General features: G+C 72.1%; 18 protein-coding genes. 10 read left to right on the top strand and 8 right to left on the bottom strand.

Annotation, left to right across the window (positions count from 1 at the left end):
- The first annotated feature begins 135 nt into the window (after positions 1-135).
- The 6 genes from HA039_RS33090 to HA039_RS33065 all read left to right on the top strand — a co-directional run bounded on the left by HA039_RS33090 (position 136) and on the right by HA039_RS33065 (position 6,198).
- Positions 136-1,659 carry an ABC transporter substrate-binding protein gene (locus HA039_RS33090; RefSeq protein ID WP_208298749.1) on the top strand — a complete coding sequence of 508 codons (1,524 nt, stop codon included), beginning with the start codon at positions 136-138 and terminating at the stop codon, positions 1,657-1,659.
- A 52-nt stretch (positions 1,660-1,711) separates the two neighbouring features.
- Positions 1,712-2,677 (top strand): ABC transporter permease, encoded by a 966-nt coding sequence (locus HA039_RS33085; protein ID WP_167035681.1) that lies wholly within the window; start codon positions 1,712-1,714, stop codon positions 2,675-2,677.
- A complete protein-coding gene (locus tag HA039_RS33080) occupies positions 2,674-3,552 on the top strand; it encodes an ABC transporter permease (protein ID WP_167035679.1) in 879 nt (292 codons plus the stop codon). The genes HA039_RS33085 and HA039_RS33080 overlap by 4 nt, the downstream gene beginning before the upstream one ends.
- Positions 3,549-4,361, top strand: a complete 813-nt coding sequence (locus HA039_RS33075) for an ABC transporter ATP-binding protein (protein ID WP_167035677.1) — start codon at positions 3,549-3,551, stop codon at positions 4,359-4,361. Before HA039_RS33080 ends, HA039_RS33075 begins: the two co-directional genes overlap by 4 nt.
- The gene (locus tag HA039_RS33070) at positions 4,358-5,137 is read left to right on the top strand and encodes an ABC transporter ATP-binding protein (RefSeq protein ID WP_167035675.1); all 780 of its coding nucleotides are present in this window, start codon (positions 4,358-4,360) and stop codon (positions 5,135-5,137) included. Before HA039_RS33075 ends, HA039_RS33070 begins: the two co-directional genes overlap by 4 nt.
- 74 nt (positions 5,138-5,211) lie before the next feature.
- On the top strand, positions 5,212-6,198 hold the full coding sequence (locus tag HA039_RS33065; RefSeq protein WP_167035673.1) for an aldo/keto reductase: 987 nt from the start codon (positions 5,212-5,214) through the stop codon (positions 6,196-6,198).
- A 165-nt stretch (positions 6,199-6,363) separates the two neighbouring features.
- Here the strand turns inward: HA039_RS33065 and HA039_RS33060 are convergent, their stop codons facing one another.
- From HA039_RS33060 to HA039_RS33045, 4 genes are all read right to left on the bottom strand, one after another.
- Positions 6,364-6,783 carry a hypothetical protein gene (locus HA039_RS33060; protein WP_167035671.1) on the bottom strand — a complete coding sequence of 140 codons (420 nt, stop codon included), beginning with the start codon at positions 6,781-6,783 and terminating at the stop codon, positions 6,364-6,366.
- Positions 6,784-6,999: 216 nt separating this feature from the next.
- Positions 7,000-8,205 carry an SGNH/GDSL hydrolase family protein gene (locus HA039_RS33055; RefSeq protein WP_208298748.1) on the bottom strand — a complete coding sequence of 402 codons (1,206 nt, stop codon included), beginning with the start codon at positions 8,203-8,205 and terminating at the stop codon, positions 7,000-7,002.
- 115 nt (positions 8,206-8,320) lie between these two features.
- A complete protein-coding gene (locus tag HA039_RS33050; protein WP_167035669.1) occupies positions 8,321-9,220 on the bottom strand; it encodes a nitroreductase/quinone reductase family protein in 900 nt (299 codons plus the stop codon).
- Between the two features lie 317 nt (positions 9,221-9,537).
- The gene (locus tag HA039_RS33045; RefSeq protein WP_167035667.1) at positions 9,538-11,043 is read right to left on the bottom strand and encodes a metallophosphoesterase family protein; all 1,506 of its coding nucleotides are present in this window, start codon (positions 11,041-11,043) and stop codon (positions 9,538-9,540) included.
- A 221-nt stretch (positions 11,044-11,264) separates the two neighbouring features.
- Here HA039_RS33045 and HA039_RS33040 point away from each other — a divergent pair, with 221 nt between their 5' ends.
- Together HA039_RS33040 and HA039_RS33035 are read left to right on the top strand one after the other, a co-directional pair.
- Positions 11,265-12,512 (top strand): cysteine desulfurase-like protein, encoded by a 1,248-nt coding sequence (locus HA039_RS33040; RefSeq protein ID WP_167035665.1) that lies wholly within the window; start codon positions 11,265-11,267, stop codon positions 12,510-12,512.
- An 89-nt stretch (positions 12,513-12,601) separates the two neighbouring features.
- On the top strand, positions 12,602-13,477 hold the full coding sequence (locus HA039_RS33035) for a hypothetical protein (RefSeq protein ID WP_167035663.1): 876 nt from the start codon (positions 12,602-12,604) through the stop codon (positions 13,475-13,477).
- A gap of 48 nt (positions 13,478-13,525) precedes the next feature.
- Here HA039_RS33035 and HA039_RS33030 read toward each other — a convergent pair whose 3' ends face one another.
- The gene (locus HA039_RS33030; RefSeq protein WP_167035661.1) at positions 13,526-13,765 is read right to left on the bottom strand and encodes a hypothetical protein; all 240 of its coding nucleotides are present in this window, start codon (positions 13,763-13,765) and stop codon (positions 13,526-13,528) included.
- 99 nt (positions 13,766-13,864) lie between these two features.
- Between HA039_RS33030 and HA039_RS33025 the strand changes: the two genes are divergently transcribed.
- On the top strand, positions 13,865-14,296 hold the full coding sequence (locus tag HA039_RS33025; RefSeq protein ID WP_167035659.1) for a protein-tyrosine phosphatase family protein: 432 nt from the start codon (positions 13,865-13,867) through the stop codon (positions 14,294-14,296).
- 147 nt (positions 14,297-14,443) lie between these two features.
- On the top strand, positions 14,444-15,484 hold the full coding sequence (locus HA039_RS33020) for a M28 family peptidase (RefSeq protein ID WP_167035657.1): 1,041 nt from the start codon (positions 14,444-14,446) through the stop codon (positions 15,482-15,484).
- Positions 15,485-15,514: 30 nt separating this feature from the next.
- Here the strand turns inward: HA039_RS33020 and HA039_RS33015 are convergent, their stop codons facing one another.
- The 3 genes from HA039_RS33015 to HA039_RS33005 form a co-directional block, all read right to left on the bottom strand.
- The gene (locus HA039_RS33015) at positions 15,515-16,177 is read right to left on the bottom strand and encodes a peptide deformylase (RefSeq protein WP_167035654.1); all 663 of its coding nucleotides are present in this window, start codon (positions 16,175-16,177) and stop codon (positions 15,515-15,517) included.
- A complete protein-coding gene (locus HA039_RS33010) occupies positions 16,174-16,917 on the bottom strand; it encodes a YoaK family protein (protein ID WP_167035652.1) in 744 nt (247 codons plus the stop codon). The genes HA039_RS33015 and HA039_RS33010 overlap by 4 nt, the downstream gene beginning before the upstream one ends.
- A 207-nt stretch (positions 16,918-17,124) precedes the next feature.
- Positions 17,125-18,429 (bottom strand): ThuA domain-containing protein, encoded by a 1,305-nt coding sequence (locus HA039_RS33005; RefSeq protein ID WP_167035650.1) that lies wholly within the window; start codon positions 18,427-18,429, stop codon positions 17,125-17,127.
- Between the last annotated feature and the right edge of the window lie 105 nt (positions 18,430-18,534).

Raw genomic sequence — 18,534 nt, 5'->3', positions numbered from 1 at the left:
CCCGCCCGTCCCGTACCACCGCGAAGGCCCCCCGCCCCGCGACCCCCACCCCATGAACCCCGCACGCGCGCACCGAAGCACGCACGCACCCGTGCCTCCGCCAGACCTCCGGCGGCCGCCTCTCAGGAGAACCAAGTGAAACCTCTGTCCAAGCCCCTCGCCGGTGGCGCTCTGGTGGTCGCCCTGTCCGTCGCCCTCACCGCGTGCGGGGGTGGTACGTCGAGCCAGAAGAGCGGCTCCGCGTCCGGAAGCTTCGACAAGAACGCGACCATCGGCGTCGGCTCCGTGTACGAACCGCAGAACCTCGACAACACGGGCGGCGGCGGTCAGGGCGTGACCGAGGCGCTCAACGGGAACGTCTACGAGGGCCTGTTCAAGCTCACCGACTCCGGCAAGGTCGAGAAGCAGCTCGCCCAGAGCTACACCGTCTCCCCGGACGGTCTGACCTACACCTTCAAACTCCGCGACGGCGTGAAGTTCCACTCGGGCAAGGCCCTGGACTCCGCCGACGTGAAGTACAGCATCGAGAAGGTGACGGGCCCCAAGTCCCAGTCGGCCCGCAAGAGCAGCCTCACGGTCGTCAAGTCCATCGCGACGCCCGACGCGCACACCGTGAAGGTGACGCTGTCGAGCAAGTCGATCTCGTTCATCTACAACCTCAGCTACGTCTGGATCATCAACGCGCAGGCGAAGAACCTGAAGACGGCGGAGGACGGGACGGGACCGTACAAGCTGGACAAGTGGACCCGGGGCTCCGCGCTGAGCCTCACGCGGTTCACCGGCTACTGGGGCACCCCCGCGACCAACAAGGAAGTGGTCTTCCACTACTTCAAGGACGCGACCGCCCTGAACAACGCGCTGCTCACCAACGCCGTGGACGTGGTGACCAGCGAGCAGAGCCCCGACGCGCTCGCCCAGTTCAAGTCCAACCCGGCGTACAAGGTCAACAACGGCAACTCGACGACCAAGCTGCTGCTGGCCTTCAACGACCGCGTCAAGCCGTTCAACGACGCCAAGGTGCGCAAGGCCATCACCTCGGCCATCGACAACAAGAAGCTCCTGGAGTCGATCTGGGGCGGCTACGGCAAGCTGATCGGGTCGATGGTCCCGCCGACCGACCCCTGGTACGAGGACCTCACCCACGTCAACCCGTACGACCCCGCGCTCGCCAAGAAGGAACTGGCCGAGGCGGGCTACCCCAAGGGCTTCGACTTCACCCTCGACACCCCGAACTACGACCCGCACCCCACCGCCGCCACGTTCATCAAGTCGCAGCTGGCCAAGGTCGGGATCAACGTCAAGATCAACGTGATCACGCCGGACCAGTGGTACACGAAGGTCTACCAGAACCACGACTTCAGCGCGACGCTCCAGGAGCACGTCAACGACCGCGACGTCGTCTGGTACGGGAACCCCGACTTCTACTGGGGCTACGACAACAAGCAGGTCACGCAGTGGGTCACGCAGGCCGAGCAGTCCGACACCACGGCGCAGCAGACGGCGCTGCTCAAGAAGGTCAACGAGCGGATCGCCCAGGACGCGGCGAGTGACTGGCTGTACCTCTACCCGCAGATCGTCGTGGCCTCCTCCAAGCTCTCGGGCTACCCTCTCAACGGCCTGAACTCGCAGTTCTACGCCTACGACATCAAGAAGAGCTGATGCTACGGAGAGATCCGGCGCGGCCGGCCGGACCGACGGGACCGGCCGGCCCATGACCGTGTACGTGCTGCGGCGGCTGGCGTTCCTGGTCGCCTCCCTGCTGCTCGCCAGTGTGGTGCTGTTCCTGCTGCTCCGGCTGCTCCCCGGTGACCCCGCGAACGCGCTGACGTCGGTGGGCGCGACTCCGGAGCAGTTGGCGGCGGCCCGGCACCAGATCGGTTCCGACCAGCCGCTGCCCCAGCAGTTCGTGAGCTGGCTGCACGACCTGGCCACGTTCGACCTCGGCAACTCCTTCGTCAGCACCCTGCCGGTGGGTCCCGAGATCGCCACCCGGATCGAGGTCACCGGACCCCTGACCCTGATGGCGTTCGTGCTGGCGCTGGTGATCGCCGTGCCCGTCGGCTTCGTCGCGGCGCACCGGGCGAACACCTGGTACGGGCTGGTCCTGAGTGGTGTCTCGCAACTGGGGATCGCCGTGCCGGTGTTCTGGGTCGGCATGATCCTCATCACAGTGTTCTCGCTGCACCTGGGCGTGCTCCCGGCGGGCGGCTTCCCGCAGGACGGCTGGTCGGACCCGGCGGGCGCGCTGCGGTCACTGGCCCTGCCGGTCGTCACGGTCGCCCTGGTGATGTCGGCGTCCCTCATCCGGTACGTACGGTCGGCGACGCTGGACGTCCTCGGCAGCGACTACCTGAGGACGGCGCGGGCGCTCGGTTCGTCGTTCGGAGGTGCGATACGGCGGCACGGGCTGCGCAACGGAGCCGTACCGGTCGTCGCCGTCCTGGGCATCGAACTGGCCTCCACCCTGCTGGGCGCGGTGGTCGTCGAGACGGTCTTCGCCCTGCCCGGCCTCGGCAGCATGCTGTCGCAGGCCGTCGCCCAGCACGACTACCCGACCATCCAGGGCGTGCTGTTCGTCACCACCCTCACGGTCCTGGTGATCGGGTTCCTCGCCGACCTCGCCCAGCGGCTCATCGACCCGCGGCTGCGCTCGACCCTCACCGGCGGGAAACCATGACCGAACAGACCCTGGCCGGACGCCCGGAGACCGGGCACCCCAAGGCCGAACGGGCGCCGCGCCGCCGGCGTTCGGTGACCCTGATCACCGGTGGGGTGCTGGTGGGGCTGATCGCCGCGCTCGCCGTGGTGTCCTTCTTCTGGCTGCCGTACTCGCTGGACGACACCTCGGGCACCCGGCTGGCCGGGCCCGGGGCCTCGCATCTGCTCGGCACCGACAAGCTCGGGCGGGACCTGCTCTCCCAGGTGATGATCGGGGCCCGGATCGCGCTGGAGTCGGGGCTCGGGGCGGTGGCGATCGGCGGGGTGCTGGGGGTCGCCGTCGGCCTGGCGGCCGGTTTCGCCCAGCGCTGGCTGGACGACACGTTCTCGGCCTTCCTCGACGTGCTGATCGCCTTCCCCACCCTGCTGCTGGCGATGCTGGTCGTCGCCGCGCGGTCGGCGTCGCTGGGCTCGGCGATCCTCGCGATCGGTCTCGCCATGACGGCCGTCGTCGCCCGCCTGACCCGCATCCTGGTCAAGCGGGTGCTGGCCCAGGACTACATCACGGCCTCCCGCACGTCCGGTACGTCGTGGTTCCGCGTCGTCACCGGTCATGTGCTGCCCAACATCTGGCCGACCCTCGTCGTGAACCTCGCCCTCCAGTTCGGCCTCGCCGTGCTGGCGGAGGCCAGCCTGTCGTTCCTCGGGCTGGGCGCGCCGCCGCCCAACGCCTCGTGGGGCCGCATGCTCCAGGAGGCGCAGGCGACGGTGTCGATCGCGCCGTACGGGGCGATCGCCCCCGGTGTCCTGCTGGTCGCCCTCGTCGTGGGCGTCAACCTGGTCGCCGACGGGCTGCGCGACACCCTCGACCCCACGCGCAGGAGGACCGCATGAGCCTGCTCGACGTCTCGGGCCTCACCATCCGTACGGAGTCGGGCCGCGCCCTGGTCTCCGACCTGTCGTTCACGGTCGAACCGGGGGGCCGGCTCGGGCTGATCGGCGAGTCCGGGTCCGGCAAGTCCCTGACCGCCCTCGCCCTGATGGGACTGCTGCCGCCCGGGCTCACCGCGTCCGGCAGTGTCGTGCTGGACGCGCCGGGGCTGGACCGTACCGACGTGGTGGGCGCGGGCGAGTCCGCCCTGCGCGCGCTGCGCGGGCGGGGCGCGAGTGTGGTGTTCCAGGAGCCGCTGACCGCGCTCGACCCGTTGATGCGGGTCGGGCGGCAGATCGCCGAGCCGCTGCGGCGGCGCCGGGGGCTGCGCGGGGCGGAGCTGCGCCGGGCGGTCGCCGCGGCGCTCGACCGGGTCAGGCTGCCGGAGCCGGAGCGGATCGCGCGGGCCTTCCCGCACGAGATCTCGGGCGGGCAGCGCCAGCGGGTCGCCCTGGCGATGGCCCTGGCCTGTGAACCGGCCCTGCTGATCGCCGACGAGCCGACGACCGCGCTCGACGTGACGGTCCAGGCCGAGATGCTGCGGCTGCTGGGCGAACTGATCGCGGAACAGGACATGGCGCTGCTGTTCGTCAGCCACGACCTGGCCGTCGTCTCCGGGGTCACCGACCGCCTGGTCGTCCTGAAGGACGGGGAGGCGGTGGAGTCGGGGGCCACCACGGACATCCTGCACACCCCCCGGCAGCCGTACACACAGGGGCTGGTGGCGAGTGCCAGGACCTTCGAGAACGCACTGGAACGGATCACGCGATGAACGCCCCCGTCCTCGCGACCCGGGAGGCGGGGTTCGCCTACCGCGGCGCCGCTCCCGTGCTGCACGGCATCACGCTGGACATCACGGCCGGCCGCAGTGTGGCGCTGGTGGGTGAGTCGGGCGCGGGGAAGACCACCATGCTGCGGCTGCTCCTCGGGCTCACCCGGCCCACGACCGGACAGGTCCTCTTCGACGGGGAGACCCTGCGGCTCAGGGACCGGGCGCAGATGCGGACGTTCCGGCGCAGTGTGCAGAGCGTCTTCCAGGACCCGTACTCCTCGCTGGATCCGCGGCAGCGGGTGCGGAACATCGTGTCGGAGCCGCTGCGCTCCCTGGGGCTGGCCGGGGCCGGCACCAAGGAGCGGGTGGCGGCGGCGCTGACGGGGGTGGGGCTGCCCGCCGACACCGGGGACCGCTATCCGCACGAGTTCTCCGGCGGACAGCGCCAGCGGATCGCGCTGGCGCGGGCGACGGTCTGCGACCCCCGGGTCCTGCTGGCGGACGAACCGGTCAGCGCGCTCGACGTCACCACCCGGGTGCGGATCGTCGATCTGCTCGAAGAGCTCAAGGAATCGCGGGGGTTGACCATCGCGATGGTCTCGCACGACCTGTCGGTGGTGGCCGCGCTGTGCGAACACACCGCGGTGCTGGAGAACGGCCGCATCGTGGAGCAGGGCGACACCCGCGCGGTCCTGGGCGCGCCGGTTCACCCGTACACACGGCGGTTGCTCGCGAGTGTGCCGCGGCTGCCGGAGGGGCCGGCCGACCGGGGTTGACTTGGAGTGCGCTTCAACGGCCAGACTGCCCACCGGGCGCCCGGAGTTGCCGGGCGGTACGAGGGGACGGACGGATGAGGTATCGCACGATCGGCACGGATCCGGCGACGCGCCGGGAGGTCAGTGTGCTGAGCCTGGGGGCGATGCTGTTCGGCTCGGTCACGGACGAGGCGACGTCGTTCGCGCTCCTGGACCGGTACGTCGAGGCGGGTGGGACCTTCGTCGACACGTCGAACAACTACGCGTTCTGGGTCGGCGGCACGCAGGGCGGGGAGAGTGAGGCGCTGCTCGGCCGCTGGCGGCGCGAGCGGGGCGTGGGGGACGAGATCGTGATCGCCACGAAGCTCGGGGCCCGGCCGAACGCGCCGACCAGCACGTTCGGCAAGGACATCGAGGGGCTCTCGGCGAAGGTGATCCGGGAGTCGGCGGAGCGGAGCCGGGAGCGGCTCGGCGTCGAGAGGCTGGATCTGCTGTACGCGCACGTCGAGGACCCGTCGGTGCCACTCCAGGAGACGGTGGAGGCGTTCGCCGGACTGGTCGCGGAGGGCTCCGTGGGGCTCCTGGGGGTCAGCAACCACTGGGCGTGGCGGGTGGAGCGGGCCCGGGCGCTGGCCGCGGCGGCGGGGCTGCCGGGGTACGAGGTCCTCCAGTACCACCACAGCTATCTGCGGCGGCGCACCGACCTGCCGAGCCTCCGGTCGCCCGACGGCAGTCAGGGGATAGCCGGCGGCGACCTGCTCAGCTACGCGCGCGCCGAGCCTTCCCTCGCGCTGGTCGCGTACTCGCCGCTGCTGGCGGGCGGTTACGTACGGGAGGACAAGCCGCTGGACCCCGGCTTCGACCACGCGGGGACGCCGGTGCGCCGGGCGGCACTCGGGGAGGTGGCGCGGGAGACCGGCGCGACCGTGAACCAGGTGGTGCTGGCGTGGCTGATGGGGGGTGAGGTCCCGGTGATCCCGCTGGTGGGCGCGTCGTCGGTGGCGCAGTTGGACGAGAGCCTGGCGGCGGTGGACCTGGAGCTGACGGCGGAGCAGCGGGCGAAGCTGGACGCGGCGCGGTAGTCCGTACCCGGTCCGGCGCGGCCCGTGTCCCCGGCGGGACGGCCGTCCGGGCCCGAGGACCGTACGGTACGGGCTCCGGACAGCGGGGAAGCCCGCGACCTCGGCGGTGGGCCGGGGTCGTGGGCTTCCTCGGTGTGTCAGTGCCTCAGGACGTCACTGTCCACGTCACGCGGCGATGTGGCTGGACCGCGCGGGCGTGTCGGAGGTGTGTTCCGCCGGGCGGCGGACCTCCAGGGAGTGCACCACACGCTCGGTGCGCAGTTCGTGTGCGGCCAGGTCGCCCAGCGCGACCGCCACCACCGCGACTCCACCGGCGAACACCAGCCAGGTCAGGACGGTGCCGGAGAAGACCAGGGAAGCGATCAGCGACCACAGGGCGACCGTGGCCAGCATGCCGTGTCCGGCCTTGGCGGCGGCCTTGCGGGCGAACACCGCGCCGACGATCCCCAGGACGGCGATGCCGGTGAACACTCCGAAGCCGATCCAGCCGGCGACGGAGGCCGTGAAGGCCATCGCTACCACCGCCAGGAACGCACCGGCGATGAGCGCGATGCTGTTGAGCGCGAAACGAGGGCTGAGAGCCATCGTGAAACACCTCCTCGGTAGCCGCATCTTGCGGTACCGCATATGAAAGCCAGGAAGTGGGTCGTCGCGGGGCGTCGATCGACGCCGAGGGCGGCTCGCTTGCCTCCGATTCCCAACCGGAGACATATGTATGTAACTCGTGAAGAGAACGGTCCATGCCCGCTCAGTCACTCCTATTCCTGTGACCTGCATCACATTATATGAACCTTATCCGGGTCATCGCAACAGGGCCGGATCGACGGCGCCGGCGATGGCACGGAGGCCCTCCTCGTTGGGGTGCAGGTGGTCTCCGCTGTCGTACTGCGCGCGGAACGTCGTCGGCCGCGCGGGGTCGTGTGTCGCCGCGTCCTGGTCGATCACACCGTCACACCCACTGCCGGCGCTCCGGACGAAACTGTTCACGGCGGCCCGCTTCGTCTCCCGCTCCGGCTTCCAGCCGCCCGCCCCCTCGAACGGAGTGAGCGTCGAGCAGAGGAACTTGACGCCCCGTTCGTGGGCGCGCGCGATCAACTGCCGGAGCCCGCCGATCAGCCGGTCCGCGGTGGGATCGGTGTTCGTCAGGTCGTTGATGGGGTTGTCGGCGAAGATCACCCAGCGGACACCGGACTGGGAGAGCACGTCCCGGTCGAACCGGTTGAGGGCGCTCTGCCCGGCGCCGTCGGTGAGCAGTTGGTTCCCGCTGATGCCCTGGTTGAGCACACCGACCGTGCGGCCGGCGCCCGCGAGCCTGCCGGCCAGCTCGTTGGGCCAGCGCCGGTTCGCGTCGTTGCGGGAGGCGATGCCGTCGGTGATCGACGCGCCGAGCGCGACCACCGCGCCCTCGGCGGCCGGGTTCACCACGTCGAGCCCGGAGAGGAAGTAATAGCTGTTGGTCGTACGGGGGTTGGCGAGGTCCGCGTTGCCGCTCACGTCCCCGGCGGCGACGTAGTTCGTCTGAAGCCCCGACTGGTGGTAGGTGGCCGGGCCGGTGGTCCCGGGGAGGTGGAAGCTCACCGCGACGTCCGACAGGGCGGCCACCGGGAACGCGACCTCGTCGCTGACCGCCGAGCCCCCGGCGGGGATGGTCACGGTCCGCTGACCGCCGAAGGTCACCGTACGGTCCGTGGCGGCGGACACCGAGGAGCCCGACGTGCGCCGCGCCAGATGTATGTCCTCGACGGTCAGCGGGGTGGTGCCGAAGGCGTTCGACAGGCGGACGCGCGCCGAGGTGCCCGCGATGCTCGTCCGTACGATCTGCCGCACGGTCTGCCGCGTGAACGTGTCGCCGCCGCTCTGCGGCGCCGCGGCCCAGGTACCGGTCCACGGTCCGGCGGTGGGTGCGGCTGTGGCGGTGGGTACGGGGGCCGCGGACGCGGCCGCCTGGGCTCCGGTCAGGAGCAGCGCGGCCGCGCCCGCGGCAAGGAGGTGGGGGGTTCGCTTCACGGGGGACTGTCCCTTGTCCGTTGGGACACCCCCGGCCGGGGCGCCCCTCCCCCACCGCCTACCCCCTCGGCCCCGGAGTCACCGCGGTCACCGGCGGGGGCCCGAGGGAGAGTGGTCAGGCCGGTGGGAAGGGGATCTCGGCCAGCGCCGGGAGCAGCATCTCCTCCTCGTGGTCGAGGTGCGCGCCCAGTTGGTGGGACAGGTCGCGCAACGCGGCGAGGAAGAGGGCCGGTTCGGCCGTGCCGATGCCGTCGAGCAGCGCGAGGAGTTCGCGCTGGATCCGGGCGACCGTACGGTGTTCCTCGCCGAGCCGGTCCAGGACGCCCCGCAGGTGGGGGTGGTGGCGCGCGAGCGACGGGAACACATGGGTGTCCTCGCTGGTGTGGTGGAACTCCAGCCACGAGCAGAACTCCACGCAGTGGCGGCGCAGTTGCAGTCCCAGGCCCGGCGCCGGGGGTGTGCCGGGGCCCCGGTGGGCCGCCCGTTCCGCGACGTACGCCTCGGCCTCGGCGCACAGGGCGCGCACCTGTTCGCGGAGACCGGTGTGCACGTCCAGGAGCTTGTCGGCCAGCGTGGGGACGGCGGGGGCGCCCTCCGCCGCGGCGGCCTGGGCCCGGTGGAGCACCACGACCGGGAGGATCCGCGGGGTGCGGGACTGGTAGTCGGCGTATCCGGGGGCCGTACGCACCACCTGTGCGAACAGCCGGTCCCGGTCGGCCCCTTCGGCCGGGACCGCACGGGCGGCGAACTCCTCTGCGCCGGCCTCGACCCGCACCAGGGGCCGGGCCAGCAGGTTGTGGTACCACGCGGGGTGGCGGGGGGCTCCCCCGGCCGAGGCCACGACGAGCAGGTGCGCGCCGTCGCGGACGTAGCCGAGCGGAACGGTGTGTTCGGCGCCCGACCTGGCGCCGGTGGTGGTGAGCAGGAGGAGGTCTCCGCCCTCGAAGGGGCCGCCTACCTTTCCTCCGCCGGCCCGGAACTCGTCGATGATCCGCTGGTTGAACGATGTGGGCATGCGCTGTCGCGTCTCCAGGAATGGCGCGGGTGTTCCGCGCGAGATGTACGGAATGAGGAACGACGTGATGCGCGCAGGACGTACGGACGTCACACTGCGGGGACGGAGGACGTCGCGCGCGGGCGCTGACGTCAGTCGCGGGGTGCGGAGTATGAACTCATGGCGTGGCCCCTTGAAGAAGGGTGTCGCCCAACTGCCCGCCTGCCCACTGCTCTTCGGCGGACGTCACCCGACACCGGGATCATTACAACCGTCCGGAGCGCCCGGTGTCAACGCACGGGCGTGCGGACCGCGACGGCCGTGGGCGGAACGCCCGCTCAGCGCAGGGGGATGGTGAAGTCGTCCTCGACGGGCGGTGCCAGTTCCTCCGTACGGTGGCCGGTCGCGGCGAAGCACCGGATCCGCAGGTGGTCCGGGGTGACGTCCAGCCGGAGGAAGCTCTTGAAGAACGGCGGGGTGTAGGTCGTGGAGCCGGGCGAGAAGGCCTGCGCGTAGATCTTGCGGACGGGCAGCCGGAACCGCCGCCCGGTGTCCGGCCGGCCGGGCACCCCGAGGAGGGAGGCCACCAGGCGGGTGCGCCGGGTCACGGGCGCGTCGGTCTCCCGGGTCGGTGCCACGCCGAGGCGCTCGGCGATCACGGCCGCGGCCTGTTCGGCGGTGAGTTCGAAGAAGCGCCGCATGCGCAGGCGCCGCCCGTAGAGCCTGCTGTAGAACGCCAGGGAGTCGCCGCGCAGCGGATAGCAGCGGAAGTCGTCCTCGGTGACACCGGCGACGGCGACACGGGGGATGGTGTGGGTGGCGTGCATGAACGCGCCGCCGCCCCCGGAGACGAGGTACGTGAGGGTCCGGCCGTCGACGTCGACCGGGTAGTGCTGGTAGTTGTGGATGTCGCCGCCTATCGCCGCTATGTAGTGGCAGGCGGGGTCGCGGACGATGTCGTCGACGGTGCCGCCGCCCTCGATCGCACACGGCTTGTACGCGCCGTCCACGTAGATCGGCGAACCGGTCACCAGGACCTTCGGCCGGGGTCCCGCGGAGACGCGGCGCAGCCACTCGCCCTGTTCCCGGTCGAGGTCGCCGAGCAGGCCGGTGTCGATGCCGATGATCCGCAGCGGGCCCGCGTCGACGGCCCAGTACGGTCCCGGCTGGGCGGCCCGCTGCTCCGGGGCGGACCGCAACCGCCGCGCCTCGGCGAGCAGTCGCTCGTCCACCGAGCCGGGGCGGCGCCACAGCAGGGCCCGCCACCAGCCCGCCGAGAGGGGGGCCGGGCGCGGGGCGGGCGGCAGGGCGGGGGCGTCGCACAGGACGCGCATGAATCCGTTGAGGCCGTCGTACCAGTCGTGGTTGCCCGGTACGGCGTAGATCGGGGCCGGGTAGTCCTGGTAGGGCCGGAAGAACTTGGGGCCGTACTCGTCGCCGCTGCCGACCGGGTAGATCACGTCGCTGGACAGGACGGCGAAGCGGGTGCCCTCGGACACCTTCAGGAAGCCGGGGACCACGGCGTACTGCGGGGCGTCGCCCTCGCCGGTGTCCGCGAGCAGCATGAACGAGAAGGTGTCCGGGTCGTCCCGCTCGACCACGAGGTCCGGCGCGACACCCCGGTCGAGCTGTCCGCGTACCCAGCGCTGCCGGTCGGCGCCGGTCGGGTCGCCGAACAGCGAGGCGACCACGCCGTTGCGCGCCTTCCACAGCGTGACGGGGTTCAGCCAGGAGATGTGGGTGGTGCGCTCCGGCATCAGGCTCCGGTAGTGGCCGGGCTCCTGGCCCGGTTCCTGACCGTGCCAGCCCGCGCCTGCGGCCGAGTCACGTGAAGAGGGAGACACCGCCGCACCGTAGCAACCGTGCGCCGGCGCGGGAAGGTTGGGGTCGGTCGCGGATCGGCCAGGGATACGGGCCCCGGGACGCGTCCCGCCGACACGGGTGGGTGGCCGGTCACGCGCATTGACATCCGGTGGGAGCAGCATGTCGAGTACGGCAGGCGAACGCCTGCCCGGAGACAGAACCCGGAAGACCAGACCCCCGGAAGACCAGAGAAGAGTGCCCCGTGAAGTACGACATCGACGCCGTCCGCTCGCACTTCCCCGCGCTGGAGGCGGGGGGCGCCCACTTCGAGGGGCCCGCCGGTACGCAGACGCCGCGCCAGGTCATCGACGCCGTCACCGAGGTGCTGGCGAACCCGCTGTCCAACCGGGGCGCGGCGACGGCCGGCGAACGCAACGCGGACCGCACGGTGGTCGAGGCCCGGCGGGCGATGGCGGATCTGCTCGGCGCGGACCCCGCAGGCGTCGTCTTCGGCCGCAGCGCCACGCAGCTCACGTACGACTTCGCGCGGACGCTCGCCAAGACCTGGGCGCCGGGGGACGAGGTGGTCGTCACACGGCTGGACCACGACGCCAACATCCGCCCCTGGGTGCAGGCGGCGCAGGCCGTGGGAGCCACGGTGCGATGGGCCGACTTCGACCCCGCGACGGGCGAGCTGTCCCCGGCGGACATCGCCGCGGTGCTCTCGGAGCGCACCCGGCTGGTCGCGGTCACCGGCGCCTCGAACCTCATCGGCACCCGGCCCGACCTCCCCGCCCTCGCGCGCCTGGCGCACGCGCGGGGGGCGCTGTTCCACGTCGACGGGGTGCATCACGCGGCGCACTCCTTCGTCGACGTGGAGGCGCTGGGCGCGGACTTCTACGTCTGCTCGCCGTACAAGTTCCTCGGTCCCCACCTGGGGGTGCTGGCGGCCGCGCCCGCGCTGCTGGAGAGTCTGGCCCCCGACAAGCTGGCGCCTTCCACGGACGTGGTCCCCGAGCGGTTCGAACTGGGCACGCTGCCCTACGAGTTCCTCGCCGGCGTGCGCGCCGCCGTGGACTTCCTGGCGGACCTCGCCGACGGCGGCCCCTCCGCCGACTCCGCCGCCTCCGCGCCCGGCACCGAGGGCAGGCGGGAGCGGCTGGAGCGGTCGTTCGCGGCGCTGGAGGAGCACGAGGAGGGGCTGCGGCTGCGGATGGAGGAGGGGTTGGCGGGCCTCGCGCCGGTCACGCTGCACTCGCGGGCCGCGGACCGGACACCGACCCTCCTGCTGACCCTCGAAGGCCGCGACACCCAGGACGCGTACCGCTTCCTGGCGGAGCGGGGGGTCACGGCGCCCTCCGGCTCGTTCTACGCGCTGGAGGCGTCCCGCAGGCTCGGGCTGGGCGACACCGGGGGCCTGCGGGCCGGCCTCGCCCCGTACACCGACGCCCGGGACGTGGACCGGCTGCTGGAGGCCCTGGCGGACTTCCTGAGGCGGCCCACGATCTGAGGACGGCGCCCGGAAGGGTGGCGGCTGGGAGCGCGGCTCTGCCAAGCTCTCAGCCGCGCTCAACACCGGTGCTACCAGGAGGAATTGGGATGGGTACTGTGAGACGGGTCATGACGCGGTGGCTGATGGTCGCCGCGCTGCTGCTGGGCGGTACGGCGCTGGCGGGAACCCCCGCCGCCGTCGCGGCCGGGACCTCGGCCCAGGCGGGCGCCACGACGGCGACCACAGCGGTCTCGGCAGCGGCAGCGGGCGCCACCACGACGATCTGCGGCTACACCCCCGTCCCCACCGGCTGGGTGATCATCAATCAGACGACGGCGGGGTGCAGCGGGTACGGGTCGCGCACCATCACCGAACTGGGTACCTCGACGACCATCCAGGCCTGTTCGAACTCACCCATCCCCGACTGGTGGGTCATCACCGCCATGCAGAACTCCGGCCTGTGCGGCCTCTACCCGATGTACACCCTGTTCAGGATCACGGACCAGACCACCGTCACCGACTGCGGCCAGTCGTTCATCCCGCCGGGCTGGGTCATCACGTCCGTCCAGCAGGGCGCCCAGTGCGGGGTCTACACGGTCTACACCGTGGTCAAGCTCGTCGACCGGACGACGATCCAGGCGTGCGGCCACTCGGCCATCCCCGACGGGTGGGTCATCACGGCCCTCCAGAACAACGGCGGCTGCGGAAGCTACCCGCTCTACACGCTCCTGAAGATCACGGACCAGACCTCGCTCACCGACTGCGGCCACTCCGCCGTCCCGGACGGCTGGGTCATCACGTCGATCCAGCAGGGCACCCAGTGCGGGATGTACACCGTCTACACCATCGTGAAGCCGACCACGCAGACCGTCATGCAGGTCTGCGGGCCGTCGAGGATCCCGAGCGGCTGGTCGATCGTCAACCAGCAGTCCGGCTCGTTGTGCGGCGTCTACACGATCTACACGATCCAGCGCACCGGCTGAGATGGCGGCCGGCCCGCCCGCGCGGGCCGGAACGCCCGGTGGCGGACCTCAGTTGACCAGGTCGTTGGCGGACTGCACCGCGTCGGCCCCGCCCCGCACGATGCCCTCGGCGGCGCCCACCTTCTCACCGAGGTCACTGCGGTGTTCGCCCCCCTCGGTCGCGGCACCCGCGGTCCGCGCCGCCCCGTGCAGGGTGTCGCCGAGGTCGACGGCGTGGGCGGCGGGAACGACAACGGCGAGGAGGGTGGAGCCGGCGGCGGCTGCGGTGAGGAATCGGCGCATGTTCATGGTCCCTGTAACGCGGCGCGCGCCCCGGGGTCACGCCGCCACGGTCTTGTCGTACCGGATTCACCTGCGTGGCCCGCACCGGGCCGTTACGGTCGGTCCATGACCGACACCTGGCAGCCCACCGACACCGGAATCCTCACCCTTCCGTCCGGGCGCCGTGTCAGGGGACGCGGCCTGCGCCACCCGCTCCCGGCCGGCACCACTCCCACCCTCGGGGTGTACCTGCTCGGCAAGGAACCTCCCGAAGTCCCCTGGGAGACCCGGTGGTTGCGCTGGCCCGACTTCCGGCTGCCCAGCAGCCACCACGAGGCGAAGGCCGTTCTCGGGGAGGTGTGGGAGCGGGCGGCGGGAGAGCGCGTCGAGCTGGCGTGCGGCGGCGGGCGCGGTCGTACGGGCACGGCCCTGGCCTGTCTCGCCGTCCTCGACGGCGTGCCGGCGGACCGAGCGGTCGCGTACGTACGCGCGCACTACTCCCGGCACGCGGTCGAGACGCCCTGGCAGCGCCGGTACGTCCGCCGGTTCAGCGCCTGACCCGCGGGCGCCCGGGTCCTCCGGACGACGGGCCCGGGCGCCGTCCCGGCCGACATCCGGCACGGGAGCGTGCCTCGCGGACGGGAGCATGTGATCGTGTGGGGAACGCGCACCCGTGAGGACACCCCCCAGGAGCAGGAAGGTCCCATGGCACAGCCCACGCACCCCTTTCAGGCCGATCCGGCGCGGCTGCGCCGTCATGTGACCGCGCTGGCCGGGGAGCCGCGCAGCCGCCGTCACGCCCCGCAGGCCATGGAGCGGGCCGAGGAGTACGTCACCGACCAGCTCACCGAGGCCGGCTGGGACGTGCACCGCGACCCGTTCGACGTGCGGTGGCGGTGGGGTTCGGCCGACCGGCCGGGGCATCGCGCCATGCCGCTGAAGATCCGTCTGCACCCGCGGCTGGCGGGCGCCAACCTGCGCGCCGAGCCGCCGGGGTCGCGGGACCGGGGCGAGGGTCCCGCCCGCCGCTCCACCGTCGTGGTCGGCGCGCACCTCGACACGGTGCTGGACAGCCCGGGGGCCGACGACAACGCGTCGGGGGTCGCGGTGGTCCTGGAGACCGCGCGGATCCTCGCGGGGCTCCCCCTGCCGCCGGACGTCACCCTGATGCTGTTCGACATGGAGGAAGTGGGGCTCATCGGGTCCCGGGAAGCCGTGCGGCAGTTGACGCGCACCCGTCGGGTCGCCGGGATGATCTGCCTGGAGTCCGTGGGCTACTTCTCCTCGGCCCTCGGCAGCCAGCGGCTCCCGCCGGGCGCGGGCCTGGCCTTCCCCGCCGCCGCCGAGGCGGTCGCCGAGGGCCACCACCGGGGCGACTTCACCCTGGTGATCCACCGGACGTCCTCCCGCCGGGCCGCGGACGCGTGGGCGCGGGCCGCCGCCGAGGCGTCCCCCTCGCTGCCCGCGGTCCTGCTGCGCGACCCGCGCCCGGACGGGCCGCTCGGGGCGGCCGCCGGGCTGGCCCTGCCCGTCCTCCAGCACCTGTCGCGCAGCGACCACGCGCCGTTCTGGAACCACCGGATCCCCGCGCTGATGCTCACCGGCACCGCGAACTTCCGCAACACCCACTACCACCGGCCCACGGACACACCGGACACACTGGACTACGACCGGCTCGCCGCGGTGGCGACGGCGACCGCCGCCACGGCGGCGGCGTGGCCCGGCGGGACACCGGACGGGGCGTGAGGACGGGAGGGGCGCTCGCCGGCCTCAGCCTCAGCCGCGGGCGCCGTCGCCGTCGCCGTCGCCGGGCAGGGTGAATCCGAGGTCCCTCGCGGCCGCTTCGGGCGTCGGCTGCGACCAGCGGTCGATCATGTGCGGGGTGGTGGAGAAGGAGCGGGTCTCGGCGAGGTCGAGATAGAGCGTGCCGCCGAGGTGGTCCGTCTCGTGCTGGACGATCCTGGCCGGCCACCCCGAGAACTCCTCGTCGAACTCCCGCCCCGTCTCGTCCTGTCCGCGCAGCCTGACCGTCGCGGCGCGGGCGACGACGGCCTGGAGACCGGGGACGCTGAGGCAGCCCTCGTAGAAGCCGACGCGCCGGTCGCCGACGGGTTCGTACGACGGATTGACCAGGACGCGGAAGGGCTGCGGCACCCGCCCCCGGGCGCGGCCGACCTCCTCCGGCACCTCGGCGGGGTCCTCGACGACGGCGATCCGCAGCGGGATCCCGACCTGGGGCGCCGCCACGCCGACGCCGGGGGCGGCGTGCATCGTGGCGCGCATCGCGTCGACGAGGCGCTGGAGCCGGGCGTCGCCGAGCTGTCCTTCGTACGGTGCGGCGGGGCGGCGCAGCACCGGGTCGCCGACGTGGACGAGGGGCAGCGGCAGGGGGCCGTCGAGGAGTCCGTCGACGAGTTCGGTCAGTGTGGTGTCGATCATGGGTCCACCTTCCCAGACCCGGCGGCGGGGCCGGCCGGGGAGTGCGCTTCCGGCAGGGACTCCCCCGGGGGTACGAAGGAGAGCAGCGTCGCGCCCAGGAGCAGGCCGGCGGGCAGCACCGGCGCGTAGACGCGGGCCCAGGTGACCAGGATCGCGCTGAGGACGGCGCCCACGGGCAGCACGGCGATCAGGACCACGTTCGCCCGCTGGAGCCGTCCCTTCGTGGCGAGTTCGGCGAGGATGCCGGTGAGCGTGCCGGTCAGGTAGGTGGTGGACATGGTCGGGGTGCCGACGACGCGGACCATGCCGCTCTGGCAGCCCATGGCCACGGCCGCGGTGGCCAGGAGCCCCATCTCGGCCCCTCCGGCGGGTCTGCCGTCCACGGCGATCCAGCCGGCCAGGAACCCGCAGAAGAGCAAGGTCTCGACGGCCAGGGCGGCCCGCTGGGGCGCCTGCGCGGGCTTCCCGGGGGCGGAGAGGCGGCTGCCGAGGAGGACGCCGCAGGTGTACCCGGCCAGGGCCACGGCGACGTGTCCGGTGAGGGTGAGGTCGTCGGATCCCACGGAGAGGCCGAGCAGGGCGAGGTTGGCGGTCATCACGCTGGTGAAGACGTCGCCGAGGGCCATGAAGCTCAGGGTGTCGACCGCGCCGGTGACGAGTGTCAGGGTGACCACCGTGGCGGACGGTGCGGTGCCCCCGCGCCGGGGGGCGAGCGGGCCGGTCCGCGCCTGCGTCGTCACCCGACCTCCGCCTCCGGTTGGACCGCCTCGCGAGCGGTCCGGTGCCGGGCCGGCGCGGGCGCTCAGTGGCAACCTGCCCCACCGGGGCGGGCGAGCGCGGCGCCGACACCGCGCGGGCGGGCAGATGGGCCCGGATGGAGTCATCCGTACCGCCGTCACGTCCCCGGGCCGCGCGGAGCGGTCCGGGGACGTGAGGGGTGCGGTGTGCTACGGCTGCTGGACGAGCTGGAACGACTGGGCGGCCGATCCGTTGCAGGCGCGCTGGACCAGACCGGTCCCGATGGTGGCGGTGTCGGGAGCGCTCAGGCACTTGCCGCTGTGCCGGGCGGTGAAGTGGAAGCGGCCGCCGGTCTCGGCGACGGCCTGCCACTGCTGGTTGGTGCCGCCGCTGTAACTCCACAGCTGGAGCGGGGCGTTGTCGGCGGTCGACACGTTGGTGACGTCGATGGCCTGGGCGGCGTTGGCGCGCGGGCCGATGCGGGAGAACCCGCCGTCGGTGGCGCGGACCTGGTACTGCTGGGCCAGGGTGCTGTTGCAGGTGTACTGCTGGATGACGGTGCCGTTGGCGGTGGCCGCGGCGCGGGCGTCGACGCAGAGGTTGTTACCGCTGTTGACGAGGGAGTACCAGGCGTTCTCGTCGATCGGTCCCGGCGGGGTGGTCGTGCCGCCCTCGCCCGTGCCGAGCCACTTGAGGCTGTCGAGCACGAAGCGGTTCTGGGTGGCGCTGCCGAACGTGGAGGACAGGGTCTGACCCGTGCTGTAGTTCATGGCGTTGTGCCCGAAGTTGGCGTAGATCATCTTGTAGTTGGTGTTCGTCCAGGTGATCGGGTAGTCGCCGCTGTACCAGGACTGGTTGGGGTCCGTGCCGAGCGGGAAGCTGACCGGGTCGACCGAGGAGAGGACCTTGATGCCCGGGCGGGTCCGCAGGTTGTTGGTCCAGCTGTACCACTCGCTGACCGAGGAGGTGAAGGTGCCGGGCAGGCCGACGGTGGTGGGGTGGGTCCGGTCGTCGACCTTGATGGTCGCCGTGGTGGGTCCCCAGGTGTTGGACTTGAAGTTCCCGGAGCCGAGGAAGTCGTTGTAGTACCAGGACCAGGCGCCCGCGTTGGTGGTGAACGCGGAGACGTGGAAGCCCATCCAGGCGCCGCCGTTGCGCATGTACCGTTCGAACCCGGTCCGCTGGGACGCGGTCTGCGGCGCGTCGTCCAGGAACAGGACCACCTGGTACTGGTCCTTGGTGATGCTGTTCAGCCGGTTCCAGTCGTTGGTCGCCGTGTACGTGAAGTTGTTGGCGGCGGCCTGCTGGGGGAACCAGGTGTTGGCCTCCCGTACGAAGCTGATGTGCGCGTCGTCCCAGGTGCCGTTGTAGAACGCCAGCACCTTGTAGGGGGCCGCGGCGGCCTTCTGTTCGGCTCCGTGGGCGGCGGGGGCGGCGGTGAGTCCGAGCAGTACGGCGAGGAGCGCGAGGAGTCGGACACCGACGCTTCTCGCGCGGACCCTGTCTGTGGTCATCCGGGGATGATCCCTTCTTCTGCGGACATGGGGGGTGATCTCGCGCCGGAAGCTACCTATCATGTATATGACAGGTGCGTGCGGGCACGAGGGCCGGGGGATGCG

It is taken from the genome of Streptomyces liangshanensis (genome assembly GCF_011694815.1).
Lineage (GTDB): Bacteria > Actinomycetota > Actinomycetes > Streptomycetales > Streptomycetaceae > Streptomyces > Streptomyces liangshanensis.
Note: the sequence above shows the minus strand (reverse complement) of the source record. Positions and strands in the feature narration are given on the sequence as shown.

Bases quoted from the DNA above. Each gene is read 5' to 3' on its own strand.
- HA039_RS33085 (WP_167035681.1), top strand. From the start codon at position 1,712: ATGACCGTGTACGTGCTGCGGCGGCTGGCGTTCCTGGTCGCCTCCCTG.
- HA039_RS33080 (WP_167035679.1), top strand. From the start codon at position 2,674: ATGACCGAACAGACCCTGGCCGGACGCCCGGAGACCGGGCACCCCAAG.
- HA039_RS33075 (WP_167035677.1), top strand. From the start codon at position 3,549: ATGAGCCTGCTCGACGTCTCGGGCCTCACCATCCGTACGGAGTCGGGC.
- HA039_RS33070 (WP_167035675.1), top strand. From the start codon at position 4,358: ATGAACGCCCCCGTCCTCGCGACCCGGGAGGCGGGGTTCGCCTACCGC.
- HA039_RS33065 (WP_167035673.1), top strand. From the start codon at position 5,212: ATGAGGTATCGCACGATCGGCACGGATCCGGCGACGCGCCGGGAGGTC.
- HA039_RS33060 (WP_167035671.1), bottom strand. From the start codon at position 6,783: ATGGCTCTCAGCCCTCGTTTCGCGCTCAACAGCATCGCGCTCATCGCC.
- HA039_RS33050 (WP_167035669.1), bottom strand. From the start codon at position 9,220: ATGCCCACATCGTTCAACCAGCGGATCATCGACGAGTTCCGGGCCGGC.
- HA039_RS33035 (WP_167035663.1), top strand. From the start codon at position 12,602: ATGGGTACTGTGAGACGGGTCATGACGCGGTGGCTGATGGTCGCCGCG.
- HA039_RS33030 (WP_167035661.1), bottom strand. From the start codon at position 13,765: ATGAACATGCGCCGATTCCTCACCGCAGCCGCCGCCGGCTCCACCCTC.
- HA039_RS33025 (WP_167035659.1), top strand. From the start codon at position 13,865: ATGACCGACACCTGGCAGCCCACCGACACCGGAATCCTCACCCTTCCG.
- HA039_RS33020 (WP_167035657.1), top strand. From the start codon at position 14,444: ATGGCACAGCCCACGCACCCCTTTCAGGCCGATCCGGCGCGGCTGCGC.
- HA039_RS33015 (WP_167035654.1), bottom strand. From the start codon at position 16,177: ATGATCGACACCACACTGACCGAACTCGTCGACGGACTCCTCGACGGC.
- HA039_RS33005 (WP_167035650.1), bottom strand. From the start codon at position 18,429: ATGACCACAGACAGGGTCCGCGCGAGAAGCGTCGGTGTCCGACTCCTC.